Source organism: Bacillus cereus group sp. MYBKT111-2 (assembly GCF_051915205.1).
GTDB classification, from domain to species: Bacteria; Bacillota; Bacilli; order Bacillales; family Bacillaceae_G; genus Bacillus_A; species Bacillus_A paranthracis.
Genome location: NZ_JBQAEG010000013.1, coordinates 1 through 25579, shown reverse-complemented (window position 1 = coordinate 25579; position 25579 = coordinate 1). Strand labels below are relative to the sequence as shown.

The window sequence follows — 25579 nt, the reverse complement described above, 5'->3', positions numbered from 1 at the left end:
CATTCGGTTAGTAGTGTGCCGTAGTGAAAAAATGTTCTTCTATTTTAAGCATAAGATTGGAGAGAAAAAGGGTGAAAACATATATTGTTCGTAGGTTGCTACAAATGATTCCTACACTGTTTGGAACATCAATTATTATCTTCTTCCTGTTCGCGCTTCTTCCAGGGGACTATATTGATTCAAATCCAAAGATTACACCGGAAAGAGCGGCTGAGCTTAGGGAATTGTATGGATTGAACAAACCAATTGTTGAGCGTTATTTTCATTGGTTAGGTAATGCGTTGCAAGGGGATTTTGGTTTTTCGCTGCAGTATCAAGAACCTGTAACGTCATTATTAAATAAGTTTATTTGGAATTCGTTTAGTGTAGCCATTATTGCATTGTTTTTTATTTGGTTAATTGCACTTATTATCGGTGTATTTTCAGCTACAAAGCAACATTCTTTATTCGATAAGCTTGTAACGATTGGTGTCTTTGCAGCGATGTCATTTCCTTCCTTCTTTATCGGTTTGTTTTTAATTAAAGTGTTCGCGGTTGACTTTAAGTTATTACCGATAGGTGGAATGATTGATGTTGGTAGTAATTCCACTGGGTTTGCTTATGTGATAGAAGTTGCAAAACATATGGTGTTACCAGTATTTATTTTGACTCTTCTTGGAGTAGGTTCATTGACTCGTTATTTTAGAACGAGCATGTTAGAGGTTGTGAGACAAGATTACATACGAACAGCACGAGCAAAAGGTTTAAAGGAAAAGACTGTTATTTATAAGCATGCATTAAAAAATGCAATTTTACCGGCAATTACTTTATTAGCATTTGAATTACCCGGTTTATTTTCAGGAGCCATTATTATTGAACAAATTTTTAATTGGCCAGGTATCGGTAATGTTCAATTAGAGGCACTTAATTTCCGTGATTATACAGTGTTAATGGCATTTACGATGTTTCTTTCTTGTTTAACAATCGTATCGAACTTTTTCGCAGACATTGTATATGCAGTTGTTGATCCACGTATTCGGTTGAAGTAAGGGGGGAATGAGATGGAAACTGTTACAGCGATTACAGAGAAAAAAGGAAAAAAGAAAAAAAATGAATCATCACCATGGCGACAAGCTCTTAAAAAGATAAAGAAAAATAAGATGGCACTAGTAGGGTTGTATGCATTAATTTTTATGTTTGTATTTTGTTTTATTGGACCGTTTTTTTCGCCATATGCATCAGGGAAAATACAAGTTGCACTAATTAACAAACCACCTAGTTTCTCTCATTGGCTTGGTACAGATCAGTTAGGAAGAGATATTTTAACGAGGCTCATGCAAGCGGGACGTATTTCATTAACGATTGGATTAGCTTCAATGGTTTTATCAGTGATACTAGGAGCTGTATTAGGAGCTATTGCAGGGTTTTATCGTGGTATCGTTGATAATATTATTATGCGTCTTGCAGATATTTTAATGTCGATGCCAGGATTACCGTTACTTATTATAATGGGGGCGATTTTATCGGAGTGGAAAGTACCGTCTGATTATCGTCTGTATGTCATTATGATTATTTTAAGTTTGGTAGGTTGGCCAGGGCTTGCACGTCTTGTAAGAGGTCAAATTTTATCACTTAGGGAGCAAGCGTTTATGCAAGCTGCTGATGTGCTAGGAATAAAAGATTACCGGAAAATTATATATCACTTAATCCCTAATGTTTTACCAATTTTAATTGTTGTATCTACATTAGGTGTTGCTGGTTCAATTCTAGGGGAGTCCGCACTAAGTTACTTAGGTCTCGGCGTTGTCCCGCCTACACCATCATGGGGGAATATGATTAGCGCAGCTAACTCATTAATCGATTTCCAAAAGCGTCCGTGGCTATGGATTCCGCCCGGTTTTGCAATCTTTATAACAGTTGTATCAATTAACTTACTTGGTGATGCACTTCGTGATGCGTTAGATCCAAAGATGAGACGGTAGGTGAGGGAATATGAGTAAAGCGGTAGTAGAGCTGAAAGATTTACAAACACACTTTCAAACCGAGGAAGGGACAGTAAAGGCTGTAAACCATGTTAGCTTTGCAGTTCGAGAAGGTGAAACGGTTTGTGTTGTAGGCGAATCGGGATGTGGGAAAAGTGTAACAGCTTTATCTATTATGGGACTTATTGCTGAATCGGGCAGTGTAGTAGGTGGAGATATTTTATATGAAGGAAAAAGTCTTTTAGGAATGAAGGAGAAAGAGCTTCGTAGTTTACGAGGCAATGATATTGCGATGATTTTCCAAGAACCGATGACATCGCTAAATCCAGTCTTTACTGTAGGGGAACAAATTGTAGAGACGTTAAGGGAGCATGAACTGCTTAGTAAAAATGAAGCATATAAGAAGGCAATTGAGTTAATTCGTAAAGTCGGCATAGCTCGTGCGGATGAAATCGTCCATTCTTATCCACACGAACTAAGTGGTGGTATGTTACAACGTATTATGATTGCTGTTGCACTTAGTTGTAATCCTAAGTTATTAATTGCTGATGAACCGACAACGGCCCTTGATGTTACGATTCAAGCTCAAATATTGGACTTATTAAGACAAGTAAAAGAGGAATTTAAAACATCCATTTTATTAATTACACATGATTTAGGCGTTGTAGCAGAAATGGCTGATTACGTTGTCGTTATGTATGGCGGGAAAGTTATTGAAGAAGCACCAGTACTAGAGATATTCCAAAATCCGAAACACCCATATACGAAAGGCTTGTTGAAATCAAAACCAGTGATGGGAAAACGAATAGATAAACTGTATTCTATTCCAGGGCAAGTTCCTAATTTAGTCGGTTTGGATGAATTTTGCTACTTTAGCGGTCGTTGTGAGCATTGTATGGCAATATGTAAAGAAGAAGCACCAAATCTGAATGTACATGATGAGAATCATAAAGTAGCTTGCTGGTTATATGAGGAGCGTGCGGAACAATGAGTGAACCATTATTAGAAGTAAAAAACTTAAAAACATATTTTCCGATTAAAGGCGGCATATTTAGTAGAACGGTTGGCCATGTAAAAGCAGTTGATGGAGTAAGCTTTACTATTAATAAAGGTGAAGTATTTGGCCTTGTTGGCGAATCAGGAAGCGGGAAAACAACGATAGGAAAAACAATTTTACGTCTCGTCCAAAAAACGGAAGGGGAAGTGAAGTTTAAAGGAAAGGATGTTTATTCTCTATCAAAAGAGGAATTGAGAAAACATCGTCCTAATATGCAGCTTGTGTTTCAAGATCCATTTAGCTCATTAAATCCGAGAATGAGAATTGGAGAAGCACTTGGCGAGCCAATGTTGGCTCACGGACTAGCAACGAAAGAAAATGTTCGTGAAAAAGTGACAGAAGTATTAGAGTTATGTGGCTTAGCCCCATATCATATTGACCGGTATCCTCATGAGTTTTCTGGTGGACAACGTCAACGTATCGTTATCGCAAGAGCTATGGTATTAAATCCAGAATTTATTGTAGCTGACGAACCTGTAGCAGCGCTAGATGTATCTATTCAAGCACAGATCATTAATTTATTTAGTGAATTACAGGAGAAAAAGGGACTATCTTATTTGTTCATTTCACATGATTTAAGCGTGGTAGAGCACTTATGTACGAAAATTGGAATTATGTATTTAGGAACGATTGTGGAAACAGCGCCGCGTGATGAGTTATTTACGAACCCACTTCATCCGTATACAAAAGCATTGTTATCCGCTGTTCCAATACCAGATCCAACAGTGAAGCGAGAGAGAATCATACTAGAGGGTGACATTCCAAGTCCAGCGAATCCACCTTCGGGGTGTCGTTTTCATACACGTTGCCCGTTTGCAACAGATATTTGTAAACAAACGGTACCAGAATTCCGTAATGTTGGTGAAGAGCATTTTGTTGCTTGTCATCATGTATAAAAGAGAAGGACTCTTTCAAATAGAAAGAGTCCTTTTTTTATTTACTAGATGAAGTTTGTTTCAATACAAATTGTTCGATTGCATGAGCAACACCATGTTCATTGTTTGTTAATGTTACAACATCACATAGTTTTTTTACATCTTCTTCAGCGTTTCCCATTGCAACTGATAAACCAGCTGCTTCTAACATGGGTACATCGTTAAAATTGTCACCGATAGCAACTGTATCTTCAATTGGTATATTAAAATGGGCTGCCATTTGTTTCAGTCCATTTCCTTTATGTCCATTCTTGTCCATGATTTCTAAATTAGTAGGAGCAGATGCTGTAACCATAATATCGGTATCTTCTTGTAACATACTTAATAGCTGTGCGCGATGCCCTGCGTTAAATGTCAAAATAAAGAATTTAGATATTTCTAATTCTGGATTATTTACAACATCTTCTATTTTTTGGAAATCGGTAATTAAGTTTGATTTCTTTTGTTTTTCTGTAATTCTTTCAAGTTCCTCAAGTGTAACATCTAGTGCATGCTTGTTCTCTTCGAACGCTTGCATAACTTGATCTTGCCATGTATATGGAGAATAAACTCCTTTATTCGTATATAGCTTATAAGGAAAACCTTCAGATTCTAGTAATTTTGCAAGTTTGTACACTTTGTCGTTTTGTATACAACGCGAGTTAATTACTTTTCCATCCACATAAACAATTGCCCCATTGCTCGCTCCAACTGGAAGAGATAGTTTATATTCTTCCAATAATTTTAAAGCATCTTCTTTTGCACGACCAGAACAAATCATGACTATATGACCAGCCTCTTTTGCATTTTGGATAGCTTGTAAGTTCTCTTTGGAGATTTCAAGACTAGATGATAGTAGTGTTCCATCCATATCTAATGCGATTAATTTCAAAATGACCACCTCTTTGTTTTTATTATACATAGTTATATGGAGGAAACATATAAACTTATCTTGGAAAGATTGTATTTTATCTCGCATGAACTATCAGTAAGAATTTGATAGATTCCACTTTATTAATGAAGGATTTATCTTAATTTGTAACAAAAGTAGAGGTGAGTATGGCGATATTTCGTTATATGTTTGTAATGTTACAATAACATTACAAACATATACTTAGTAGAAAATGCACTAAAACAAGGTTTTTAAGGGTGTTTATAAAAAAACGTAAAAAAAGTGTAATAAAATTTACGTAATTATATTGCAACGTAACAATAGTTATGTTACATTAATGTTACAAACGTTACGTTATTAAATTTAATGTAACGTCAACATAAAAACTATGAAATAAACATTTCTTAGAAATTACATATAGATAACTTATTAAAAGGAGGATACATAATATGAAAGAGCAAGTATTACAAGTAACAAAAGGTGACTTCGTAGGATCAGCAAGTGGAGCAGTAGTATTAACAGCATTAATCGTATTCTTATCAAGCGTATTAGTATAATAGAAGTTTTGTAAAAAAGAAAAAGAGAGGAGAATGCAAAATGAAAGAGCAAGTATTACAAGTAACAAAAGGTGACTTCGTAGGATCAGCAAGTGGAGCAGTAGTATTAACAGCGTTAATCGTATTCCTATCAAGCGTATTAGTATAATAGAAGTTTTGTAACAAAGGAAAAAAGAAGGGAGAATGAAAGATATGAAAGAGCAAGTATTACAAGTAACAAAAGGTGACTTCGTAGGATCAGCAAGTGGAGCAGTAGTATTAACAGCATTAATCGTATTTCTATCAAGCGTGTTAGTATAATAAAAACTTTGTAACAAAAGAAAAATGAGAGGAGAATGCAAAATGAAAGAGCAAGTATTACAAGTAACAAAAGGTGACTTCGTAGGATCAGCAAGTGGAGCGGTAGTATTAACAGCATTAATCGTATTTCTATCAAGTGTATTAGTATAATAGAAGTTTTACATTATACAAAATGAAAGGAGAATGAGGAATATGAACGGTGAGCAAGTGTTACAAGTAACAAAAACAGATTTATTAGGATCATTAGGTGGAGCGGTAGTATTAACATCATTTATTCTATTCCTTGCAAAAGTATTAGTATGAGACATATAAATACAATCATTCAAAAAAAATAAAGACTCTAGCATATTAGTAAGTAATTAATATGTTGGAGTCTTTTTTATTTTTCTTCTATATATCCCTTCAAGTATGAATAGCCCCCTTTATTTTAAAGAGAAAAAAGTCGAATTTTATATGTAAGAAAAAAAGAGGAATTTGACAGAAAAGATAGAAAATTTTAAAGGTCAGAATTTGTTAGCTTGCTAACTAATTTCTATCAATTGATGTTGGAAGCGTTTTCGGTTGGTTTTAAGTATGAACCATTTAATCTATTTACAGGGGGATGAGGATTTTATGAAACAAAAATCTATGGATACGCTAGCTGCACAAATGGAGGACTTTTTTCCAGTACGTGATGTAGATCATTTGGAATTTTACGTAGGAAATGCAAAGCAATCAAGTTATTATCTTGCGAGAGCATTCGGATTCAAAATTGTGGCTTACTCTGGATTAGAAACGGGTAATCGTGAAAAGGTATCTTATGTTCTTGTGCAAAAAAATATGCGTTTCGTTGTGTCTGGGGCTTTAAGTAGTGACAATCGTATTGCAGAGTTTGTAAAGACTCATGGTGATGGCGTGAAAGATGTGGCATTACTTGTTGACGATGTTGATAAAGCATACTCAGAAGCGGTGAAACGTGGTGCCGTCGCAATTGCTCCGCCTGTAGAGTTAACAGATGAGAACGGTACATTGAAAAAAGCAGTTATTGGTACGTATGGTGATACAATTCATACGCTTGTAGAGCGTAAAAATTATAAAGGGACATTTATGCCAGGATTCCAAAAGGCTGAGTTTAATATTCCATTTGAAGAGTCAGGTTTAATTGCTGTAGACCATGTAGTTGGTAATGTTGAAAAGATGGAAGAGTGGGTTAGTTATTACGAGAACGTTATGGGCTTTAAACAAATGATCCATTTTGATGATGATGATATTAGTACAGAGTATTCAGCATTAATGTCGAAGGTTATGACAAATGGAAGTCGTATTAAGTTCCCTATTAACGAGCCAGCGGATGGAAAGAGAAAATCACAAATTCAAGAATATCTAGAGTTCTATAATGGAGCAGGTGTACAGCATCTTGCTTTACTAACAAATGACATTGTTAAAACAGTAGAAGCGCTACGTGCAAATGGTGTGGAGTTTTTAGATACACCAGATACTTATTATGATGAGTTAACTGCACGAGTTGGAAAAATTGATGAGGAAATTGATAAGTTGAAAGAATTAAAGATTTTAGTAGATCGCGATGATGAAGGATACTTACTACAAATCTTTACGAAACCAATTGTAGATCGTCCAACTTTATTTATTGAAATCATTCAGCGTAAAGGTTCTCGTGGATTTGGAGAAGGAAACTTTAAAGCGTTATTCGAATCAATTGAAAGAGAACAAGAGCGTCGCGGGAATTTATAAAATTTATATCCACCAGCAATCATTCTTTTGCTGGTGGAAATTTCATTTTCATAAGGAGGAATCATGATGAAATTTGTTACATTTCGTCTTCCTTCAAAAGAAATGCGAGCTGGATGGCTTGAAGGTGACAAAGTAATCGATATGAATCTTGCTAGTGATGGGAAATTACCTTCTTCTATGTTCGCCTTTTTAGAGAAAGCGGATGAGTATGTAGAAGTATTGCGTAATATTAAGAACCCGGAAAAGGGCATATATTCTTTAGAGGAAGTGCAATTAGCAGCAGCGATTCCTAATCCGAGTAGTATTAGGGATTTTTACGCGTTTGAGCAGCATGTAAAAACGGCACGTGGCCGAAGAGGGCTAGATGTTGTACCAGAATGGTATGATATCCCGGTTTTTTATTTTACGAACCATCGTGCTGTAATTGGTCCGAATGATGTTGTAATTGGTCCGAAAAAATCTGAAAAACTTGATTATGAGTTAGAGATTGCTTGCGTAATCGGGAAAGAAGGAAGAAATATTTCTCGTGAGCAAGCAGAGGAATACATTTTTGGTTATTGTATTATGAATGATTGGAGTGCAAGGGACTTACAAGCAACAGAAATGAAGGTAGGACTTGGTCCAGCGAAAGGAAAAGATTTTGCAACTTCATTAGGAGCGCACCTTGTTACGAAAGAGGAATTAGATATTTATCGCAACGGTGACCGTTATGAGTTAGAGATGACTGCTCATGTGAATGGAAAGCTATTATCAAAAGGGAACTTCCGGGATATTTACTATACATTTGCTGAAATGATTGAACGTGCTTCGGAAGACGTTACGTTATACCCAGGTGATGTGATTGGTTCTGGAACAGTAGGAACAGGTTGTATTTTAGAACTGGGTACAGAAGAGTGGCTGCAAGATGGTGATGTGGTAGAGCTTACGATTACTGGTTTAGGTACATTACGTAATACGGTCAAAAAAGAAAAGGAAGCAGGTGATGAGCATGTTTTATCGTCACATGGGGGAGCTACCTCATAAACGACATGTACAATTCCGTAAAAAAGATGGATCACTTTATCGTGAACAGGTAATGGGAACAAAAGGTTTTTCTGGTACGCAATCTATTTTGTATCATCATTATATGCCAACGGAAGTAGGGCATGCGGCATTATCTCATTCTTGTCAGTTGCAGTATGAAGAAGATGTTGCTCTTTCTCATCGTCACTTTCGCACGAAAGAAAATAAAAAAAGTGGTGATGCAGTAAGCGGAAGAAACTTTATACTTGGGAATGAGGATTTATTAATCGGAGTAGTGACTCCAACAGAAAAAATGGACTATTTCTACCGTAACGGTGATGGTGATGAAATGTTGTTTGTCCATTACGGAACAGGGAAAATTGAAACAATGTTCGGAACGATTCACTATCGAAAAGGTGATTATGTAACAATCCCAATTGGAACGATTTATCGTGTTATTCCAGATGAAGGAGAGACTAAGTTTCTTGTTGTAGAGGCAAATAGTCAAATTACTACACCGCGGCGCTATCGTAATGAATATGGACAATTGTTAGAGCATAGCCCGTTTTGTGAGAGGGATATTCGTGGCCCTGAAAAATTAGAGACGTATGATGAAAAAGGTGAGTTTGTCGTAATGACAAAGTCGCGAGGGTATATGCATAAACATGTTTTAGGGCACCATCCGTTAGACGTTGTTGGTTGGGATGGTTATTTATATCCGTGGGTCTTTAATGTTGAGGATTTTGAGCCAATCACAGGTCGTATTCATCAGCCACCTCCAGTACATCAAACGTTCGAGGGTCACAATTTTGTTATTTGTTCTTTCGTACCACGTTTATATGACTATCATCCAGAATCTATTCCGGCACCGTATTATCATAGTAACGTGAATAGCGATGAAGTACTGTACTATGTAGAAGGTAACTTTATGAGCCGAAAAGGTGTGGAGGAAGGGTCTATTACACTTCATCCGAGCGGCATTCCTCATGGGCCACATCCTGGGAAAACAGAGGCGAGTATAGGGAAAAAAGAAACGCTTGAATTAGCTGTTATGATAGATACATTCCGTCCGCTTCGTATTGTAAAACAAGCACATGAAACAGAAGATGAAAAATATATGTATAGCTGGATTGAAGAGGGATCGTATACTGTGAAATAAGTAAAAAGAGGCATGCTCAATAACGGAGCATGCCTCTTTTATGGAATCGACATGTATAATAATACCAAAAAAAGTTATAGAAAGATATATAGAAAGGATGATCAAGATAATGCGTATTCATAAGAGTTTCTACTTATTTCGACAAAGATTAATGTGGTAATTTTTAGTTTGAAAATTTGTATTTTTCTGATTCTATATATAATATAATTGTTGGGGAACTAAGGGGGGAATTTATGAAGAATACGTGGCGTGAATTAAGGGAGATGGACCGTAACGTATGGATTCGGTTTATTGGTGAGACGTTAAATGGAATTGCAATGATGATGTTGATGCCTTTCTTTGCGTTATATTTAAAAGACAAGGTAGATTCATTATTACAGGTCGGAGTTATTATGGCGCTTTCTCCAATTGCTGCGAGTTTTGGATCCATTATAGGGGGAAGAATCGCTGATATATATGGAAGAAAGCCGATTATGATATTTTCGATGGTGAGTAATGCAGTATTCATGCTCGGTTTTTTATTTATAGAAGGATTTATTCCGTATGCGATTTTATCAATTTTTTTAGGGTTAAGTAATTCGCTATTTCATCCAGCTGCATCAGCGATGGTTGCGGATGTAACAGCGCCAGAAAAAAGAACAGAAGCATATGGTTTATTGCGAATGGGACACAATATAGGTGCTGCAATTGGTCCGATAATGGGGGCTTCAGTAGTTATGTTATCGAAGAACCTTGTGTTTATTATTGCCGCATCTACGATGTTATTTTATGCATTACTTGTATTCGTCCTTATTCAAGAGACAATGCCAAAGAGTACGAATAAAGAAGGTGATACAGAAAAAGAATCAGGAGCAGTGTGGAAAATTGTATTGCGAGATAAGGCACTCATGATTTATTTATTAGCAGGTATCATTATTTCGATGGGATTTTCTCAAACAGAAGGCATGTTGCCACTGCACTTTGACAATGAAATGAAAGGTATTTTTGGAACTAACAATCCATATCCATATTTAATGGCTTTAAATGGACTATTAGTTGTGTTGTTCCAATTTCAAATTTCAAAATGGGTCACAGATAAACCTGTTGGAAAGACGATGTTATATGGTGCATGTTTGTTTGGGATTGGTTTATTTTTTATAGGGTGGTTACCGAAGTGGTTTGGAGGACTTGATACAAATGCTACAATTATTTTAATAACTTTACTGTTTGTATATGCCATATATACGTTAGGTGAGATGATTATGTCGCCTGTACAGATGACGTTTGTAGCGAATTTGGCTCCTGAGCATTTGAGGGGGACTTATATGGGAGCTGCAAGTTTGCAGTGGATTACAGGAAGTGCATTCGGCCCACTTCTTGGAGGTTTTTTATTAGACCGATTACTTGGCCACTTTTTATTTACAATTTTAGCTGTCGGTTGTGTAGTTGCAGGTATTGTATATATTTCTTTAGACCGTCTCGTTGAACAAAGGCAAAAAAGCACACTAACCAAACAATCTTCTTAATAATTAGATGACATACACAAAAAGGGGATTTCTACATATTTTAGGTACATAACTAGGTTGGATTGCAATTTTATATATTTATGAAGAAATTTAAGTGGAAAAAGTATAGAAAACCAATAAGTGGTGTCATTTAATTATTTGTGGAAGTTGCATTTTATTTCAAATAGGAACTACCTATTTTTATAAAAAGTGCTAAAATAGAAAAATGAAAACAATTGGTTAGGGTGATTTCAGTGACAAAAATTAAATTAGGTTTATTATATGGTGGAAAATCAGCTGAGCATCAAGTTTCGCTACAAACGGCTCTTGCTGCTATTAAAGCATTAAATCAAGATAAATTCGAGATTCATCCAATTTATATTACAGAAAAAGGTCAATGGGTGCGCGGTGAGCGTATTGAAGGCGAAGTAACAAATGTTGAAGTTCTAAAAATGAGCGGTGCAGAAAATGCGATTTCTCCGCTATCATTAAGCACAGAAATCATTCCATCTGCAAATGCTGAGGAAAATGCTATCGACGTTATTTTCCCATTACTACATGGACCAAATGGTGAAGATGGAACGGTTCAAGGATTATTAGAATTAATGAACATTCCTTATGTAGGAAATGGTGTTCTAGCATCTGCTGCTGGTATGGATAAAGTTGTTATGAAAAACATCTTTGCAGAAGCTGGATTGAAACAAGCAAAATATGCATCATTCATTCGTAGCGGATGGGAAAAAGATCGTGAAACAGCATATGAAAAAGTAGAAGAAGTATTAGGATACCCTTGCTTCGTAAAACCAGCAAACCTTGGTTCAAGTGTTGGGATTAATAAGTGTAAAAATCGTGAAGAACTTGAGAATGCATTTGAAGAGGCATTCCAATTTGACCGTAAAATTATTGTGGAAGAAAATATCGTTGGACGTGAAGTAGAAGTTGGTGTACTAGGTAATGATGAACCGAAATGTTCAGTTGTAGGTGAAATCGTACCTAAAAAAGACTTCTATGATTATAAGTCGAAATACATCGATGGTGATACAGCGTTAATTATTCCAGCTGAAATGACAGAAGAAGAGTCTAATGTTATTAAGCGAGATGCGATTGTTGCATTCCAATCGTTAGATGGTGCTGGCTTAACGCGAGCTGATTTCTTCTTAACGAAAGATGGAGAAGTATACATTAACGAAGTGAATACGATGCCAGGATTTACGCCGTTTAGTATGTTCCCTCTACTATGGCAACATACTGGATTACCATATCCGGAATTAATTGAAGAGCTAATTCGTTTAGCAATGGAGCGTCACGAAGAAAAACAAAAAATTAAATATACAATCTAACAAAAAAAGGAGGAGGCACTATTCGAAGGAATAGTGCTTCCTCTATGTAAGGAGTGTTTTTATGATAAATCGAACGTTAAAACAAGTAGAACAAATGACAAATGGTACGGGATTAGCAGAGCAGTATGAGGGAATTACTATACAAGGAGTGTCTATTGATACGAGAAAAATCGAAAAAGGAAACTTATATGTTCCGATTCAAGGTGAACGTTTCGATGGACATGCTTTTGTAGATAAAGCTGTTGAAAATGGAGCTGTGGCGACATTATGGATGAAAGATGTAGCAAATCCACCTGAGAATCTTCCGGTTATTTTTGTAGAAGACACGCTATCAGCATTACAAATTTTAGCAAAAAACTATCGCGACCAATTGGATGTTAAAGTGATTGGTGTGACAGGTAGTAACGGTAAAACATCTACAAAAGATATTGTAACAAGTCTTCTTGCGACTAAATTCAAAGTTCAAAAAACAGAAGGAAACTTCAATAATCATATCGGGCTACCTCTTACTATTTTAAACTTAGAAGAAAATACAGAAGTAGCTGTATTAGAAATGGGAATGTCAAGCCGTGGGGAAATTGAATTCTTATCTAAGTTAGCTCGTCCAAATGCAGCTATCATTACGAACATTGGTGAAGCGCATTTAATGGACTTAGGCTCTCGCGAGGCAATTGCTGAAGCGAAATTAGAAATTGTGACAGGATTACAAGAAGGTGGAGTGTTCGTATATAATGGAGATGAGCCATTATTAACGAATCGTGTTCCTGAAATGAATCTAATAGCTGAAACAGTTACGTTTGGTGATGCTAGAGCAAATGATTATTATCCAACGACTGTAACGTTACAAGCAACTGGGACACACTTTAAAATGAATAGAGAAGAAAACATTTCATTCTATCTACCAGTATTAGGGAAACACAATGTGTATAATACGCTTGCTTCTATGGCAATTGCGAAACATTTTGGTGTAACGTGGGAAGAGATGAAAGAAGGTTTAGTAACACTTCAAATGACAGGCATGCGTATGGAAATTGTAAAAACAAATAGTGGATTAACAATTATCAATGATGCCTATAATGCAAGTCCAACAGCTATGGAAGCGGCATTCCACCTAATGAATGGTTTAGATGGATTCTCTAAGAAAATTGTTGTTCTCGGTGATATGTTAGAGCTTGGAGATCAAGAAGTGCAGTTTCATTATGAAGTAGGTAAATTAATTGATCCAGCAAAAATCTCCTATGTGTTCACATATGGTAAATTAGGAGCTCAAATTGCTGAGGGAGCGAAAATTAATTTCCCTAACGAACGTGTAAAGGCTTATGATAATAAAGAAGAGTTAGTAAAAGAGTTGCAAGGAGTAGTCGATGCAAAAGATGTTGTATTAGTCAAAGCATCTCGCGGTATGAAATTGGAAGAAGTAATTACGATGTTGAAATAATTGGTGTATATAAATAGGGATGATAGCAACGAAAAAAGAAGAAACTTATAATAAGCGCTTACAGTAAATATAAAAAAATAAAAGTGAAGAAAAAACCTCTGAATATGAAAATAAGGTAACAGTTGGGTTTGCTTTTTACACATACAAAACTTATAATTGATAAAGTGTAATAACGTTTAGAAGTATTTTCGTGAAGAATATACGCCCGTTTATATACGTGAGCATTCAGGAAAAGGGCTTTTCCGCAAATTCGGAAAACGCCTTTTTTTAAATGATAAGTATAGGATAGAAAAGGAGAAGTAACATTGACAACATTTCGAGAATTAGGATTAAGTGATTCTTTACTGCAATCTGTTGAAAGTATGGGCTTTGAAGAGGCTACGCCAATTCAAGCTGAAACAATTCCACATGCATTGCAAGGTAAGGATATTATTGGGCAAGCACAAACAGGTACAGGGAAAACAGCAGCATTCGGATTACCACTATTAGATAAAGTGGATACACATAAAGAATCGGTTCAAGGTATTGTTATCGCGCCAACGCGTGAATTAGCAATTCAAGTTGGAGAAGAGCTATACAAAATTGGTAAACATAAACGCGTTCGTATTTTACCAATTTACGGTGGTCAAGATATTAACCGCCAAATTCGTGCTCTAAAAAAACACCCACACATTATTGTTGGTACGCCGGGTCGTATTTTAGATCATATTAACCGTAAAACACTTCGCTTACAAAACGTAGAGACAGTTGTTCTTGACGAAGCGGATGAAATGTTAAACATGGGCTTCATTGAAGATATTGAAGCAATTTTAACAGATGTGCCAGAAACACATCAAACATTACTATTCTCAGCGACAATGCCGGACCCAATCCGTCGTATTGCTGAGCGTTTCATGACTGAGCCTCAACACATTAAAGTAAAAGCAAAAGAAGTAACAATGCCAAACATTCAGCAGTTCTATTTAGAAGTGCAAGAAAAGAAAAAGTTTGATGTATTAACACGCTTATTAGACATACAATCTCCAGAGCTTGCGATTGTATTCGGTCGTACAAAGCGTCGTGTTGATGAATTATCAGAAGCATTAAATTTACGTGGTTATGCTGCAGAAGGTATCCATGGTGATTTAACTCAGGCGAAACGTATGTCTGTATTACGTAAGTTTAAAGAAGGTTCTATTGAAGTTCTTGTTGCAACAGACGTTGCTGCACGTGGTCTTGATATTTCAGGCGTAACACACGTATATAACTTCGATATTCCACAAGATCCAGAATCATACGTTCACCGTATTGGCCGTACTGGTCGTGCAGGTAAAAAAGGTATTGCAATGCTATTTGTGACACCACGTGAATCTGGACAATTAAAAAATATCGAGCGTACAACAAAACGTAAAATGGACCGTATGGATGCACCGACACTTGACGAGGCACTAGAAGGTCAACAACGTTTAATCGCTGAAAAACTTCAAAGCACAATTGAAAATGAAAACTTAGCATACTACAAGCGTATTGCAGAAGAAATGTTAGAAGAGAACGACTCTGTAACAGTAGTAGCTGCTGCTTTAAAAATGATGACAAAAGAGCCAGATACAACTCCAATCGCTTTAACATCAGAACCACCAGTTGTTGCAAGAGGTGGCGGTTCTAAAAAACGCGGCGGTAACGGAGGCGGATACCGTGATGGTAACCGTAATCGTAGTCGTGATGGACGCGGTGGCGATGGTCGTAACCGTGACCGCAATCGTGATGGTCGTAATCGTGACGGTAACCGTGATCGTAATCGTGAAGGTAGCCGTGATGGTAACCGTGGTCGTCGTGGTGAAGGTCAAGGTCGCCCAGGATCTTCAAACGGACGCGGCGAAAGAAAACATCATAGCCGTAAGCCACAAGCTTAATAATAAAAAAAGAGAATGCCCTTTTCCGGCATTCTCTTTTTTTATTTCTGTAATTGTACATACTACATAATAACTTATGTAGAAATGAGGTGCCGCATGCTTGTAAGGCTTGGCTATGTCGCGATGAGTGTACATTTGAAAAATGCATCTCCATCTCAAACGATGACGTACGCGCAGTTTCAAAAAATAGATGATCGGGAAGCGGCGATTCGTAAACTTGAAAGAATTGCTAATTCGAATTTGGAAAACTGTTTACGATTATTAAAGCATAATAAAGGACATGACATATCGTTCTTTCGACTTAGTTCCAAGCTGATTCCTTTAGCGAATCATGAGGAGTTGTTAGATTGGAATTATATTCGCCCTTTAAAAGAAAATTTAAAAGTGCTAGGTGATTACGCTATTCGAATGAATATGCGTATTGATTTTCATCCAGATCATTTTGTTGTACTCAATTCAGGTGAGGAGAATATTTTTAAACAATCTGTAAAGACGTTACAGATGCATAGAAAATTATTAAAAGGTATGGGGATTGAACATAAGCAACGATGTGTAATGCATGTTGGGGGCGGATATAAAGATAAAGAGCTTGCATTAGAGCGTTTTATAGAAAATTGGTCTAATGTCCCAAGAGGTATTCAGGAAATGATTATGTTAGAAAATGATGATACAACTTTTACGCTCGAGGACACATTATATTTAGGAGAAAAATTGGGCATTCCCGTTGTATTTGATTTACATCACCATATGATGAATCATGATCGAGAAGATTGGCATGAAGATTGGGCGCGTGTCGTACATACGTGGGAATCGTCTTTGTTGCCAGTGAAAATGCACATTTCTAGTCCTAGAGAGGGAAAAGACCCGAGAGCACATGCGGACTTTATTGATGTAGATACTTTTTTATCTTTTTTAAAAAAGATAAAGGGAAGTGTTCCACAAATTGATTGTATGATTGAAGCGAAGATGAAGGATGAGTCTTTATTTCAACTCATGAGGGATTTAAGTGAACAAACAGATGTGGAAATTATCGATGGTGCGAGCTTTTATATTAAATGAGCTCTGCACCATCGAGTTTTTTTATTAATAAAGGGGTACAAATACCACCAATGATCAATCCTGTTAAATGGCTGATAGGGTTGGCAGAGGGATTGAAGAAAGTGAATAGTAGTAATATACATATCATGATTGAAAAAATAGCGATGTCTCTTGGATTGGACGAACGATAGCGGCTATACATTAGAAATAACTGTGCACCTAGCAATCCGAAGATACCACCAGATGCCCCGGCATGAATATATTCATGGGGCATAATAAGATAAGAGAAAATATTTCCGAGAATGCCAGAAAGGAAAAAAATAATGATGAAAGAAAAGTGGCCTAGTTGTTTTTCAATAGAAGAGCCAAGGACGAATAAACAAATACTATTAGAAAGAAAATGTGGTAAGTCTACATGTACGAGTAGGGAAGTTATGAGACGCCACCATTCTCCTTTAGCGATATATTCATTAGAAGCTGCCATAGGAAAGAGGAAAAAATCGCCTAATATAATCATGATTAATTGTACGAGAAGTAAAGCGATGACGATTGGTTGTAAGGAAATGCGGGCGGATGGTATTAGCATATTGTGAGTATCACTCCTTTTGCATCAGAAAGATTCTCTGTTATTCTTACAATATGAAAAAAGAAAGCTAAATAGAAGAAGGGGATTTTGAAATGATTGTAGGGATTGGAATCGATATTATTGAATTGAATCGAATTGAAAAAATGCTAGATGGAAAGCTTAAATTTATAGAACGTATTTTAACTGAAAGTGAACGTAATGTTGCTAAGGGGCTGAAGGGAAGCCGCCTTACAGAGTTTGTAGCTGGAAGATTTGCAGCGAAAGAGGCGTATTCAAAAGCGGTAGGAACTGGTATTGGGAAAGAAGTGAGTTTTTTAGATATTGAAGTGAGAAATGATGATAGAGGGAAGCCGATTCTTATTACGAGTACAGAACATATTGTTCATTTATCAATTAGTCATAGTAAGGAATTTGCTGTTGCTCAAGTTGTTTTAGAAAGCTCGTCACGCTAGTCTGCATATTTTATATCTTTGTCTCATATATTTGTGGTAGCGATAAGGAAGGTACATCTTCCATTCATTTATAGGGGCAAAGGGGCTGAAGTGATGAAAAGGCGTCTGTTTTTAGTTCTTGTCGGTTTATTAACCGTTTTTGTGTTGGCCGGTTGTATGGAAAAGAAACAAGATGATGTTGTGAGAGATTTAGAAGCGAAAGTAAAAGGGTTGAAAAGCTATCAAGCTGAAGCGAAATTATCTATTAAAACAGGGAATGAGCCTCAGGAGTATAAGGTAGAAATATGGCATAAGGAACCTTCTTTTTATCGTGTGAATTTGCAGAATGCGAAAAAAGATCAAAGCCAAATTATTTTAAGAAATGAAGAAGGAGTATTTGTATTAACGCCAGCTCTTAATAAGAGTTTCCGTTTCCAAAGTGATTGGCCACAAAATAGTAGCCAGGCTTATTTATACGAATCTCTTGTGAGAGATATTTTACAGGATAAGAAAAACCTTACTTTTGAAAAAACAGATAAGCATTATATTTTTAAAACAAAAACAAACTATCAGCATCAAAACATGTTGCCGAGACAAGAGATTACGTTGAAGAAAAGTGATTTAACGCCAGTTTCGGTGAAGTTAATGGATAATGATCAAAATGTTCTTGTGAAAGTAGATTTCTCTAAAGTGAAATTCGACGCGAAATTTGATAAAGGTGCATTTGATACGAAACAAAATATGTCTAGAGCGCAAGTAGATGTTCAAACAACAGCGAAAGAAGACAAACCGTTTGCTATTTTATATCCACGTGATACGCCACAAGGTATGACTTTGAAAGATGAAAAAGAGTTGAAGACAGACAGTGGCAAGCGTGCAATACTCACATACACTGGAAGTAAGAAATCCTTTACTTTAATACAAGAAAAGGCAAAAGTTGCAGAGGCTTCGTCAGCAATAAGTGTGAGCGGAGAATTGGTTGATCTTGGCTTTACAATTGGAGCATTGACGAAAGACTCTTTAACGTGGTCGCATAACGGAGTAGAATATATGCTCGTGTCTAAAGGTTTAGAGCCGAAGGAGCTATTAATGGTTGCTCGTTCAGTTACAGAGAAGCAAGTGAAGTAAACTTCTTAGACGTGGTGATATATGTGCACCACGTCTTTTCTTAGTTTGAAGGGTGGATTTCATAAAAGAAGCATATAAAAGAATAAGCTTCGCATATCGTGTATAAGGAAGTGTATTTATGGAAGAAGCACCATTTTACCGTGACACTTGGGTGGAAGTGGATTTAGATGCCATTTATAACAACGTTACACATATTAAAGAATTTATCCCGAGTGATGTAGAAATTTTTGCCGTAGTTAAAGGGAATGCATATGGGCACGATTATGTACCGGTGGCTAAAACAGCATTAGAAGCGGGGGCGACAAGGTTAGCAGTTGCGTTCTTAGATGAAGCTTTAGTGCTTCGAAGAGCTGGTATTACTGCGCCAATTTTGGTGTTAGGTCCTTCTCCTCCTCGTGATATAAATGTAGCTGCTGAAAATGATGTAGCATTAACTGTTTTTCAAAAGGAATGGGTAGATGAAGCAATCAAACTTTGGGATGGTTCGTCTACGATGAAATACCATATTAATTTCGATAGTGGTATGGGGAGAATTGGAATACGTGAACGTAAAGAATTAAAAGGATTTTTAAAAAGCTTAGAAGGTGCACCATTCTTAGAATTGGAAGGAGTTTATACGCATTTTGCAACAGCAGATGAGGTGGAGACTTCTTACTTTGATAAGCAATATAACACATTTTTGGAGCAGTTAAGTTGGTTGAAAGAATTCGGAGTGGATCCTAAGTTTGTTCATACAGCTAATAGTGCTGCAACGCTACGTTTTCAAGGGATTACATTTAATGCAGTACGAATTGGTATTGCGATGTATGGGTTATCTCCATCTGTAGAAATACGCCCTTTTTTACCGTTTAAATTAGAACCAGCGCTATCATTGCATACGAAAGTTGCTCATATTAAACAGGTGATTAAAGGGGATGGAATTAGTTATAACGTCACTTATCGAACGAAGACGGAAGAATGGATTGCGACCGTTGCAATTGGTTATGCAGATGGCTGGCTTAGAAGATTACAAGGATTTGAAGTGCTTGTAAATGGTAAAAGGGTACCGATTGTAGGGCGAGTAACAATGGATCAATTCATGATTCACCTTCCTTGTAAAGTGCCTCTTGGTACGAAAGTTACACTTATTGGAAGGCAAGGAGATGAATATATTAGCGCTACAGAGGTTGCGGAATATTCAGGGACTATTAATTATGAAATTATTACAACGATTAGTTTCCGTGTGCCGAGAATATTTATACGGAACGGTAAAGTTGTGGAAGTAATCAATTATTTGAATGATATATAGAAGGTAGTATGATTTGCTTCTTGTCATGTGAGAGGACTTTTCGTTGGCTAAGAATAAGTTCGTTTTTTGACGAGAAGCTTTTTACTTATCTTTACTTTTAACATAATGTAACGTGAATTTAGCACGGAAACTTTTTCGTTTCTTGTTGTAATGAGATAAAAAATAAAAGAATATGAATGTTTTGTTTGTGAATTGGAAAACATAAGCAAGGAATAAGGAAGTCTTTGCAACAGGCTCCATACAATGGTATTATTACAATAGGTGTCATATATATATTTGGGTGTGTAGTTGACGGTGGAGGTGTATTTTTGTGTCCGAATCAAGTGTAACTACTGAAATCGTGGTTCGGTTGCCAAAGCAAATGGTAACGGAATTGGACGGAATTGGAAAACAAGAGAATAAGAATCGCCATGAACTAATTTGCCAGGCAACACAACTGTTATTGCGTCAACATAAGACGAAGAAACGCTACCAACATGAATCAATGCGACGTGGGTACATTGAAATGGGAAAAATTAATCTTGGTATTGCATCTGAAGCTTTCTTAGCAGAGTATGAAGCAGCTCATACAGTAGAACGCTTAGTTAGCGGGGGGTAATATTTTGATTGTAAAACGCGGCGACGTGTATTTTGCAGACCTTTCCCCAGTTGTTGGTTCTGAGCAAGGAGGCGTTCGTCCGGTTCTTGTCATTCAAAATGACATCGGAAATCGTTTTAGTCCAACGGTGATTGTAGCGGCTATTACTGCACAGATTCAAAAAGCGAAATTACCCACTCATGTGGAAATTGATGCGAAAAAGTACGGTTTTGAGAGAGATTCTGTTATTTTACTTGAGCAGATTCGAACAATCGATAAGCAGCGCTTAACGGACAAAATCACTCACTTAGATGAAGTGATGATGATTCGTGTAGATGAAGCGCTACAAATTAGTTTAGGACTAATAGATTTTTAAATCGGCAGTTTAAGTTGCTCTCTTTGAAGGGCAACTTTTTTTATTATAGAGGAGGTTGCGGTTGTATATGGAAATGGTAGATAATCGACAAGCGTTAATGAAAATGTTAGTGAAGGAATTAGGCTTTACCGAAAAGCAAGTTCGTCATGTTATTCAATTAACAGAAGAAGGTAACACAGTTCCATTTATTGCTCGTTACCGAAAAGAATGGACAGGCTCTTTAGATGAAGTGCAAATTCGTACAATTTTAGAGAGATGGCAATATATAATGCAGCTTGAAGATAGAAAAGAAGAGGTTCTTCGTCTTATTGATGAGAAGGGGAAACTGACAGGAGAATTACGTCAGCAAATTGTGAAAGCTACAAAGTTGCAAGAAGTAGAAGATTTATATCGTCCATATAAAGAGAAGAGAAGAACGAAAGCAACGATTGCAAAAGAAAAAGGACTAGAGCCATTAGCTGAATGGTTATTGTTATATACAAAAGAAGATCCGAATCAGAAGGCAATGGAGTTTATAAATGCCGAGAAAGAAGTGCAATCTGCAGAAGAGGCATTACAAGGTGCTCAAGATATTATTGCAGAAATCGTTTCAGATGAAGCAGCATATCGTAGTTGGATTCGGAATGTTACTTTTAGAAAAGGTGTTATGTCTTCGGCTGTAAAAGATGAAGAGAAAGATGAAAAAAATATATATGAAATGTATTACGATTATGAAGAGCCGTTGCAGAAAGTCGTGCCGCATCGTGTATTAGCGATGAATCGCGGTGAGAAAGAAGATATATTGAGAGTTTCTGTTGTTCCGCCAGTAGATGAGATAGTAACTTTCTTATATAAGAAAGTAATTCGTGATAACGATTCAAAAAGTGCACAGTATGTAAAGTTAGCAATTGAGGATGGTTATAAACGATTAATTCAATCCTCTATTGAAAGGGAGATTCGAAAAGAATTAACAGAAACAGCTGAGGAACAAGCAATACATATTTTTTCTGAGAACTTACGTAATTTGTTATTACAACCTCCAATGAAAGGAAAGGTTGTGTTAGCTGTAGACCCTGCATATAGAACGGGTTGTAAATTAGCTATCGTAGACGATACGGGGAAAGTTCTATATATTGATGTTATTTATCCGCATCCACCAGTGCGTAAATATGAAGATGCAAAAGCGAAAGTTCTTTCTATTATAGATAAATATCAGGTTGAAATGATTGCGATTGGGAATGGTACAGCTTCTAGAGAATCAGAAGAATTTATAGTTGATGTATTACAAAATGTGAAACGAGAAGTCTTCTATATTATTGTGAACGAAGCTGGTGCGAGTGTGTATTCGGCTTCTGATTTAGCCCGTGAGGAATTCCCAGATTTACAGGTTGAAGAAAGAAGTGCGGTTTCTATCGGTAGACGTCTGCAAGATCCACTTGCTGAACTTGTAAAGATTGATCCGAAATCAGTTGGGGTTGGACAATATCAACATGATGTGTCTCAAAAAAGATTAAATGAATCATTAACGTTTGTAGTAGAGACGGCAGTTAACCAAGTCGGTGTGAATGTAAATACAGCTTCAGTTGCGTTGTTGCAATATGTTTCAGGCTTATCAAAAACTGTTGCGAAAAATATTGTAGCAAAGCGTGAAGAAGAAGGGAAATTTACAAAACGAACAGACTTAAAGAAAATACCACGTCTAGGTGCGAAGACATATGAACAATGTATAGGTTTCTTACGTATATTAGAAGGGGCAAATCCGTTAGACCGTACAGGTATTCATCCAGAACAATATAAAAATGTTGAATTGTTATTGAAGAGTCTAGGATTATCGAAAGATGACGTAGGGCAACCACAATTACAAAAGAGTTTAGAAGAAGTAGAGATTTCTAAGTTGTCGCAAGAAACGGGAGTTGGAGAACCAACATTAGTTGATATTATAGATGCACTCATTAGTCCAGAGCGAGACATGAGGGATGAGTTGCCTAAACCGCTTCTGAAAAAAGGGGTTTTGAAATTAGAAGATTTAAAACGTGGTATGGAACTGGAAGGAACAGTTCGTAACGTTGTTGATTTCGGTGCTTTCGTTGATGTAGGTGTGAAACAAGATGGGTTAGTACATATTTCTAAACTAAGCAAACAATACGTGAAGCATCCGTTAGATGTTGTATCTGTCGGACAAATCGTCAAAGTATGGGTAGATGATATTGATACGAAAAAAGGTCGCGTTGCATTATCTATGTTGCCGATTGAATAGTAAGAGAAGAGAGCAGATGAAACTGCTCTTTTTTTATAGGATAAAACGTGTAATGGATTAGGAACTTTGATGTATTTTACTATAATAAAACCAGCATTCATTTAGTAATTTAATTTGATACCGGTTTTTTTCAAAATATGCGCGTTGCATTTGTTTTTTGAGCCATGTAGGCATAGGAATCCCTCCTTGTTTAATCCTACTCTCATAAATGTAAAGTACTATTGATGAGAGGTTGGTGAGTGGATTTCTATTTTTGCTATGTTTTTAGAAACCACGCTTCTTGAATGAGGATGGGTATATGTACTATTTAATATATGTATAAGAGAGGAGAAAAGTGTAAAAATATTTTTTTGTTTAGGAGGAATGAAAATGGATGAGCAAGAAATACAGCGGCTAGTGGAAGAAGTATCACTACAATATTTCGGAATGCCGTTTTTACATAAAGCAATGTTTAATAGTAGGTTGCGTACAACTGGTGGACGTTATCTGTTGAATACACATAATATTGAACTGAATTATCGATATTATGAAATGTATGGGAAAGAAGAATTAGTTGGGATTGTTAAACATGAACTTTGTCATTATCACTTACATATTGCGGGAAGAGGGTATAAGCATCGGGATAAGGATTTCCGAGAATTATTAAAGGCAGTTGATGCACCACGCTTTTGTAAACGAATGATAAATGAAGAGAAGGGAAAAAAGGTTTATATGTATGAATGTATGGAATGCTCACTTCAATATGTAAGGAGGCGTCAAATAAATACAAAAAGATATGTCTGCGGAAAGTGTAAAGGGAAACTAATCTTGATAAAGAAAACATCTTGACAGTGAAAACGCAATCCAGTATATTATAAACATGTCACGTTTGTACAAGATGTTGTGAAAAAACTTCTTGACTTACGATGAGAATTTTTATAAGATACAAATTGTCTTTATTATTCCGCAGTAGCTCAGTGGTAGAGCTATCGGCTGTTAACCGATCGGTCGTAGGTTCGAGTCCTACCTGCGGAGCCATACAGAGAAGTACCCAAGTGGCTCAAGGGGCTCCCCTGCTAAGGGAGTAGATCGCGAACGCGGTGCGAGGGTTCGAATCCCTTCTTCTCTGCCATTCATATTGGCCCGTTGGTCAAGTGGTTAAGACACCGCCCTTTCACGGCGGTAACACGGGTTCGAATCCCGTACGGGTCACCACTTCGGAGGATTAGCTCAGCTGGGAGAGCACCTGCCTTACAAGCAGGGGGTCGGCGGTTCGATCCCGTCATCCTCCACCATAATATTATAATGAAAAGTAAAATGACATTAATGTAAAGATTAAATGGTCCCGTGGTGTAGTGGTTAACATGCCTGCCTGTCACGCAGGAGATCGCCGGTTCGACCCCGGTCGGGACCGCCATTTTAACTTCTGCTAATTGGCAGTTGTTTTTTATTGGTCATTATGGTACAATAACATTTGTCTTTGAAAATAAGATAAGCATTTCGATGGGCTATAGCCAAGCGGTAAGGCAACGGACTTTGACTCCGTCATGCGCTGGTTCGAATCCAGCTAGCCCAGCCATTTACGAGCCATTAGCTCAGTTGGTAGAGCATCTGACTTTTAATCAGAGGGTCGAAGGTTCGAGTCCTTCATGGCTCACTTTTGTTTTTTCCGCGCGGTCGTGGCGGAACGGCAGACGCGCTAGGTTGAGGGCCTAGTGGGGGAAACCCCGTGGAGGTTCAAGTCCTCTCGGCCGCATCGAAAAAATCTTTTAAAAAGTACTTGCATTTGAAAATGTAGTATGATAAGATAATTGAGTCGCCAAAACACAACGACGAAAAAACATCATGAATAAGCGCCCGTAGCTCAATTGGATAGAGCGTTTGACTACGGATCAAGAGGTTAGGGGTTCGACTCCTCTCGGGCGCGCCAATTACGGGAAGTGGCTCAGCTTGGTAGAGCACCTGGTTTGGGACCAGGGGGTCGCAGGTTCAAATCCTGTCTTCCCGACCACGCGGGTGTAGTTTAGTGGTAAAACAAGAGCCTTCCAAGCTCTGGTCGAGAGTTCGATTCTCTTCACCCGCTTTTAGTTCTTTGAAAACTGAACGAAACAAACAACGTGAAACGTCAATTTTTATTTTAGATGCTAGACAAACTAACTTTATTGGAGAGTTTGATCCTGGCTCAGGATGAACGCTGGCGGCGTGCCTAATAC

General features: G+C 37.1%; 27 protein-coding genes and 11 tRNA genes. 35 read left to right on the top strand and 3 right to left on the bottom strand.

What is annotated here, in order from left to right; genetic code table 11:
• Nucleotides 1-71: 71 nt before the first annotated feature.
• From ACTFNE_RS25140 to ACTFNE_RS25125, 4 genes are read left to right on the top strand one after another with little or no spacing between them, the layout of a single operon-like run.
• Nucleotides 72-1028 (top strand): ABC transporter permease, encoded by a 957-nt coding sequence (locus tag ACTFNE_RS25140; protein WP_046199343.1) that lies wholly within the window; start codon nucleotides 72-74, stop codon nucleotides 1026-1028.
• Between the two features lie 12 nt (nucleotides 1029-1040).
• Nucleotides 1041-1961, top strand: coding sequence for an oligopeptide ABC transporter permease (gene opp4C / locus ACTFNE_RS25135; RefSeq protein ID WP_046199344.1), 921 nt, complete (start codon nucleotides 1041-1043; stop codon nucleotides 1959-1961).
• Between the two features lie 10 nt (nucleotides 1962-1971).
• Nucleotides 1972-2952: an ABC transporter ATP-binding protein gene (locus ACTFNE_RS25130; RefSeq protein ID WP_046199345.1), complete on the top strand. Its 981-nt coding sequence runs from the start codon at nucleotides 1972-1974 to the stop codon at nucleotides 2950-2952.
• Complete coding sequence (locus ACTFNE_RS25125; RefSeq protein WP_270706034.1) at nucleotides 2949-3914, top strand: ABC transporter ATP-binding protein; 966 nt, start codon at nucleotides 2949-2951, stop codon at nucleotides 3912-3914. Before ACTFNE_RS25130 ends, ACTFNE_RS25125 begins: the two co-directional genes overlap by 4 nt.
• A 37-nt stretch (nucleotides 3915-3951) precedes the next feature.
• Here the strand turns inward: ACTFNE_RS25125 and ACTFNE_RS25120 are convergent, their stop codons facing one another.
• Nucleotides 3952-4824 (bottom strand): Cof-type HAD-IIB family hydrolase, encoded by an 873-nt coding sequence (locus ACTFNE_RS25120; RefSeq protein ID WP_046199347.1) that lies wholly within the window; start codon nucleotides 4822-4824, stop codon nucleotides 3952-3954.
• A gap of 449 nt (nucleotides 4825-5273) precedes the next feature.
• Here ACTFNE_RS25120 and ACTFNE_RS25115 point away from each other — a divergent pair, with 449 nt between their 5' ends.
• The 13 genes from ACTFNE_RS25115 to uvsE all read left to right on the top strand — a co-directional run bounded on the left by ACTFNE_RS25115 (nucleotide 5274) and on the right by uvsE (nucleotide 16786).
• Nucleotides 5274-5381 carry a DUF3948 family protein gene (locus ACTFNE_RS25115; protein ID WP_000664237.1) on the top strand — a complete coding sequence of 36 codons (108 nt, stop codon included), beginning with the start codon at nucleotides 5274-5276 and terminating at the stop codon, nucleotides 5379-5381.
• A 40-nt stretch (nucleotides 5382-5421) separates the two neighbouring features.
• Entirely contained in the window at nucleotides 5422-5529 is a 108-nt protein-coding gene (locus ACTFNE_RS25110; protein WP_000664237.1) for a DUF3948 family protein, read from the top strand.
• A gap of 35 nt (nucleotides 5530-5564) precedes the next feature.
• Nucleotides 5565-5681 (top strand): DUF3948 family protein, encoded by a 117-nt coding sequence (locus ACTFNE_RS25105; RefSeq protein ID WP_000654250.1) that lies wholly within the window; start codon nucleotides 5565-5567, stop codon nucleotides 5679-5681.
• Nucleotides 5682-5723: 42 nt separating this feature from the next.
• On the top strand, nucleotides 5724-5831 hold the full coding sequence (locus ACTFNE_RS25100; protein WP_000664237.1) for a DUF3948 family protein: 108 nt from the start codon (nucleotides 5724-5726) through the stop codon (nucleotides 5829-5831).
• Between the two features lie 33 nt (nucleotides 5832-5864).
• A complete protein-coding gene (locus ACTFNE_RS25095; protein WP_001993573.1) occupies nucleotides 5865-5984 on the top strand; it encodes a DUF3948 family protein in 120 nt (39 codons plus the stop codon).
• Nucleotides 5985-6293: 309 nt separating this feature from the next.
• Nucleotides 6294-7412, top strand: coding sequence for a 4-hydroxyphenylpyruvate dioxygenase (hppD, locus tag ACTFNE_RS25090; RefSeq protein WP_046199348.1), 1119 nt, complete (start codon nucleotides 6294-6296; stop codon nucleotides 7410-7412).
• A gap of 66 nt (nucleotides 7413-7478) precedes the next feature.
• Nucleotides 7479-8435 carry a fumarylacetoacetate hydrolase family protein gene (locus ACTFNE_RS25085; protein ID WP_046199349.1) on the top strand — a complete coding sequence of 319 codons (957 nt, stop codon included), beginning with the start codon at nucleotides 7479-7481 and terminating at the stop codon, nucleotides 8433-8435.
• Nucleotides 8401-9573, top strand: a complete 1173-nt coding sequence (locus tag ACTFNE_RS25080) for a homogentisate 1,2-dioxygenase (RefSeq protein WP_000499919.1) — start codon at nucleotides 8401-8403, stop codon at nucleotides 9571-9573. Before ACTFNE_RS25085 ends, ACTFNE_RS25080 begins: the two co-directional genes overlap by 35 nt.
• Before the next feature lie 233 nt (nucleotides 9574-9806).
• On the top strand, nucleotides 9807-11078 hold the full coding sequence (locus ACTFNE_RS25075; RefSeq protein ID WP_046199350.1) for an MDR family MFS transporter: 1272 nt from the start codon (nucleotides 9807-9809) through the stop codon (nucleotides 11076-11078).
• A 233-nt stretch (nucleotides 11079-11311) separates the two neighbouring features.
• Complete coding sequence (locus ACTFNE_RS25070) at nucleotides 11312-12397, top strand: D-alanine--D-alanine ligase (protein ID WP_046199351.1); 1086 nt, start codon at nucleotides 11312-11314, stop codon at nucleotides 12395-12397.
• A 61-nt stretch (nucleotides 12398-12458) separates the two neighbouring features.
• Nucleotides 12459-13835, top strand: a complete 1377-nt coding sequence (murF, locus tag ACTFNE_RS25065; protein WP_046199352.1) for a UDP-N-acetylmuramoyl-tripeptide--D-alanyl-D-alanine ligase — start codon at nucleotides 12459-12461, stop codon at nucleotides 13833-13835.
• A 305-nt stretch (nucleotides 13836-14140) separates the two neighbouring features.
• Nucleotides 14141-15727 (top strand): DEAD/DEAH box helicase, encoded by a 1587-nt coding sequence (locus tag ACTFNE_RS25060; protein ID WP_000206583.1) that lies wholly within the window; start codon nucleotides 14141-14143, stop codon nucleotides 15725-15727.
• A gap of 96 nt (nucleotides 15728-15823) precedes the next feature.
• Nucleotides 15824-16786 (top strand): UV DNA damage repair endonuclease UvsE, encoded by a 963-nt coding sequence (gene uvsE, locus ACTFNE_RS25055; protein WP_046199353.1) that lies wholly within the window; start codon nucleotides 15824-15826, stop codon nucleotides 16784-16786.
• On the opposite strand, the gene ACTFNE_RS25050 is transcribed toward uvsE, so the two are convergent.
• Nucleotides 16779-17351, bottom strand: a complete 573-nt coding sequence (locus ACTFNE_RS25050) for a rhomboid family intramembrane serine protease (RefSeq protein WP_046199354.1) — start codon at nucleotides 17349-17351, stop codon at nucleotides 16779-16781. The genes uvsE and ACTFNE_RS25050 overlap by 8 nt on opposite strands.
• A 92-nt stretch (nucleotides 17352-17443) precedes the next feature.
• Between ACTFNE_RS25050 and acpS the strand changes: the two genes are divergently transcribed.
• From acpS to ACTFNE_RS25020, 6 genes are all read left to right on the top strand, one after another.
• Nucleotides 17444-17803, top strand: a complete 360-nt coding sequence (acpS, locus tag ACTFNE_RS25045) for a holo-ACP synthase (protein ID WP_046199355.1) — start codon at nucleotides 17444-17446, stop codon at nucleotides 17801-17803.
• A 156-nt stretch (nucleotides 17804-17959) separates the two neighbouring features.
• Nucleotides 17960-18910, top strand: coding sequence for a LolA family protein (locus ACTFNE_RS25040; RefSeq protein ID WP_025388382.1), 951 nt, complete (start codon nucleotides 17960-17962; stop codon nucleotides 18908-18910).
• A gap of 118 nt (nucleotides 18911-19028) precedes the next feature.
• Nucleotides 19029-20198 carry an alanine racemase gene (alr, locus tag ACTFNE_RS25035; protein ID WP_000390601.1) on the top strand — a complete coding sequence of 390 codons (1170 nt, stop codon included), beginning with the start codon at nucleotides 19029-19031 and terminating at the stop codon, nucleotides 20196-20198.
• Nucleotides 20199-20508: 310 nt separating this feature from the next.
• Nucleotides 20509-20796: an antitoxin EndoAI gene (locus ACTFNE_RS25030; RefSeq protein WP_000004570.1), complete on the top strand. Its 288-nt coding sequence runs from the start codon at nucleotides 20509-20511 to the stop codon at nucleotides 20794-20796.
• A 4-nt stretch (nucleotides 20797-20800) separates the two neighbouring features.
• Nucleotides 20801-21151, top strand: a complete 351-nt coding sequence (ndoA, locus tag ACTFNE_RS25025) for a type II toxin-antitoxin system endoribonuclease NdoA (protein ID WP_000635963.1) — start codon at nucleotides 20801-20803, stop codon at nucleotides 21149-21151.
• A gap of 67 nt (nucleotides 21152-21218) precedes the next feature.
• Entirely contained in the window at nucleotides 21219-23387 is a 2169-nt protein-coding gene (locus tag ACTFNE_RS25020; protein WP_046199356.1) for a Tex family protein, read from the top strand.
• 57 nt (nucleotides 23388-23444) lie between these two features.
• On the opposite strand, the gene cmpA is transcribed toward ACTFNE_RS25020, so the two are convergent.
• The gene (gene cmpA, locus ACTFNE_RS25015; protein ID WP_001143642.1) at nucleotides 23445-23561 is read right to left on the bottom strand and encodes a cortex morphogenetic protein CmpA; all 117 of its coding nucleotides are present in this window, start codon (nucleotides 23559-23561) and stop codon (nucleotides 23445-23447) included.
• Between the two features lie 195 nt (nucleotides 23562-23756).
• On the opposite strand from cmpA, the gene ACTFNE_RS25010 reads away from it, so the two are divergent.
• From ACTFNE_RS25010 to ACTFNE_RS24955, 12 genes are all read left to right on the top strand, one after another.
• The gene (locus tag ACTFNE_RS25010; protein WP_000344246.1) at nucleotides 23757-24215 is read left to right on the top strand and encodes a SprT family protein; all 459 of its coding nucleotides are present in this window, start codon (nucleotides 23757-23759) and stop codon (nucleotides 24213-24215) included.
• A gap of 114 nt (nucleotides 24216-24329) precedes the next feature.
• Nucleotides 24330-24404, top strand: a tRNA-Asn gene (locus ACTFNE_RS25005).
• A 3-nt stretch (nucleotides 24405-24407) separates the two neighbouring features.
• Nucleotides 24408-24498 (top strand) — tRNA-Ser (locus tag ACTFNE_RS25000).
• Nucleotides 24499-24506: 8 nt separating this feature from the next.
• Nucleotides 24507-24581 (top strand) — tRNA-Glu (locus ACTFNE_RS24995).
• A gap of 4 nt (nucleotides 24582-24585) precedes the next feature.
• Nucleotides 24586-24661, top strand: a tRNA-Val gene (locus tag ACTFNE_RS24990).
• 46 nt (nucleotides 24662-24707) lie between these two features.
• Nucleotides 24708-24783, top strand: a tRNA-Asp gene (locus tag ACTFNE_RS24985).
• An 87-nt stretch (nucleotides 24784-24870) separates the two neighbouring features.
• Nucleotides 24871-24945 (top strand) — tRNA-Gln (locus ACTFNE_RS24980).
• Between the two features lie 5 nt (nucleotides 24946-24950).
• Nucleotides 24951-25023: transfer RNA gene (locus ACTFNE_RS24975), tRNA-Lys, on the top strand.
• A 16-nt stretch (nucleotides 25024-25039) separates the two neighbouring features.
• Nucleotides 25040-25122 (top strand) — tRNA-Leu (locus ACTFNE_RS24970).
• Nucleotides 25123-25219: 97 nt separating this feature from the next.
• A tRNA-Arg gene (locus tag ACTFNE_RS24965) sits at nucleotides 25220-25296 on the top strand.
• A gap of 4 nt (nucleotides 25297-25300) precedes the next feature.
• Nucleotides 25301-25377, top strand: a tRNA-Pro gene (locus ACTFNE_RS24960).
• A gap of 1 nt (nucleotide 25378) precedes the next feature.
• Nucleotides 25379-25449 (top strand) — tRNA-Gly (locus ACTFNE_RS24955).
• The last annotated feature ends 130 nt before the right edge of the window (nucleotides 25450-25579 follow it).

What these genes read in the sequence shown, in the direction of transcription:
- opp4C (WP_046199344.1), top strand. Translation starts at nt 1,041, where the DNA reads ATGGAAACTGTTACAGCGATTACAGAGAAAAAAGGAAAAAAGAAAAAA.
- ACTFNE_RS25130 (WP_046199345.1), top strand. Translation starts at nt 1,972, where the DNA reads ATGAGTAAAGCGGTAGTAGAGCTGAAAGATTTACAAACACACTTTCAA.
- ACTFNE_RS25125 (WP_270706034.1), top strand. Translation starts at nt 2,949, where the DNA reads ATGAGTGAACCATTATTAGAAGTAAAAAACTTAAAAACATATTTTCCG.
- ACTFNE_RS25115 (WP_000664237.1), top strand. Translation starts at nt 5,274, where the DNA reads ATGAAAGAGCAAGTATTACAAGTAACAAAAGGTGACTTCGTAGGATCA.
- ACTFNE_RS25110 (WP_000664237.1), top strand. Translation starts at nt 5,422, where the DNA reads ATGAAAGAGCAAGTATTACAAGTAACAAAAGGTGACTTCGTAGGATCA.
- ACTFNE_RS25105 (WP_000654250.1), top strand. Translation starts at nt 5,565, where the DNA reads ATGAAAGATATGAAAGAGCAAGTATTACAAGTAACAAAAGGTGACTTC.
- ACTFNE_RS25100 (WP_000664237.1), top strand. Translation starts at nt 5,724, where the DNA reads ATGAAAGAGCAAGTATTACAAGTAACAAAAGGTGACTTCGTAGGATCA.
- ACTFNE_RS25095 (WP_001993573.1), top strand. Translation starts at nt 5,865, where the DNA reads ATGAGGAATATGAACGGTGAGCAAGTGTTACAAGTAACAAAAACAGAT.
- hppD (WP_046199348.1), top strand. Translation starts at nt 6,294, where the DNA reads ATGAAACAAAAATCTATGGATACGCTAGCTGCACAAATGGAGGACTTT.
- ACTFNE_RS25085 (WP_046199349.1), top strand. Translation starts at nt 7,479, where the DNA reads ATGAAATTTGTTACATTTCGTCTTCCTTCAAAAGAAATGCGAGCTGGA.
- ACTFNE_RS25080 (WP_000499919.1), top strand. Translation starts at nt 8,401, where the DNA reads ATGTTTTATCGTCACATGGGGGAGCTACCTCATAAACGACATGTACAA.
- ACTFNE_RS25075 (WP_046199350.1), top strand. Translation starts at nt 9,807, where the DNA reads ATGAAGAATACGTGGCGTGAATTAAGGGAGATGGACCGTAACGTATGG.
- murF (WP_046199352.1), top strand. Translation starts at nt 12,459, where the DNA reads ATGATAAATCGAACGTTAAAACAAGTAGAACAAATGACAAATGGTACG.
- uvsE (WP_046199353.1), top strand. Translation starts at nt 15,824, where the DNA reads ATGCTTGTAAGGCTTGGCTATGTCGCGATGAGTGTACATTTGAAAAAT.
- ACTFNE_RS25050 (WP_046199354.1), bottom strand. Translation starts at nt 17,351, where the DNA reads ATGCTAATACCATCCGCCCGCATTTCCTTACAACCAATCGTCATCGCT.
- acpS (WP_046199355.1), top strand. Translation starts at nt 17,444, where the DNA reads ATGATTGTAGGGATTGGAATCGATATTATTGAATTGAATCGAATTGAA.
- ACTFNE_RS25040 (WP_025388382.1), top strand. Translation starts at nt 17,960, where the DNA reads ATGGAAAAGAAACAAGATGATGTTGTGAGAGATTTAGAAGCGAAAGTA.
- alr (WP_000390601.1), top strand. Translation starts at nt 19,029, where the DNA reads ATGGAAGAAGCACCATTTTACCGTGACACTTGGGTGGAAGTGGATTTA.
- ACTFNE_RS25020 (WP_046199356.1), top strand. Translation starts at nt 21,219, where the DNA reads ATGGAAATGGTAGATAATCGACAAGCGTTAATGAAAATGTTAGTGAAG.
- cmpA (WP_001143642.1), bottom strand. Translation starts at nt 23,561, where the DNA reads ATGCCTACATGGCTCAAAAAACAAATGCAACGCGCATATTTTGAAAAA.
- ACTFNE_RS25010 (WP_000344246.1), top strand. Translation starts at nt 23,757, where the DNA reads ATGGATGAGCAAGAAATACAGCGGCTAGTGGAAGAAGTATCACTACAA.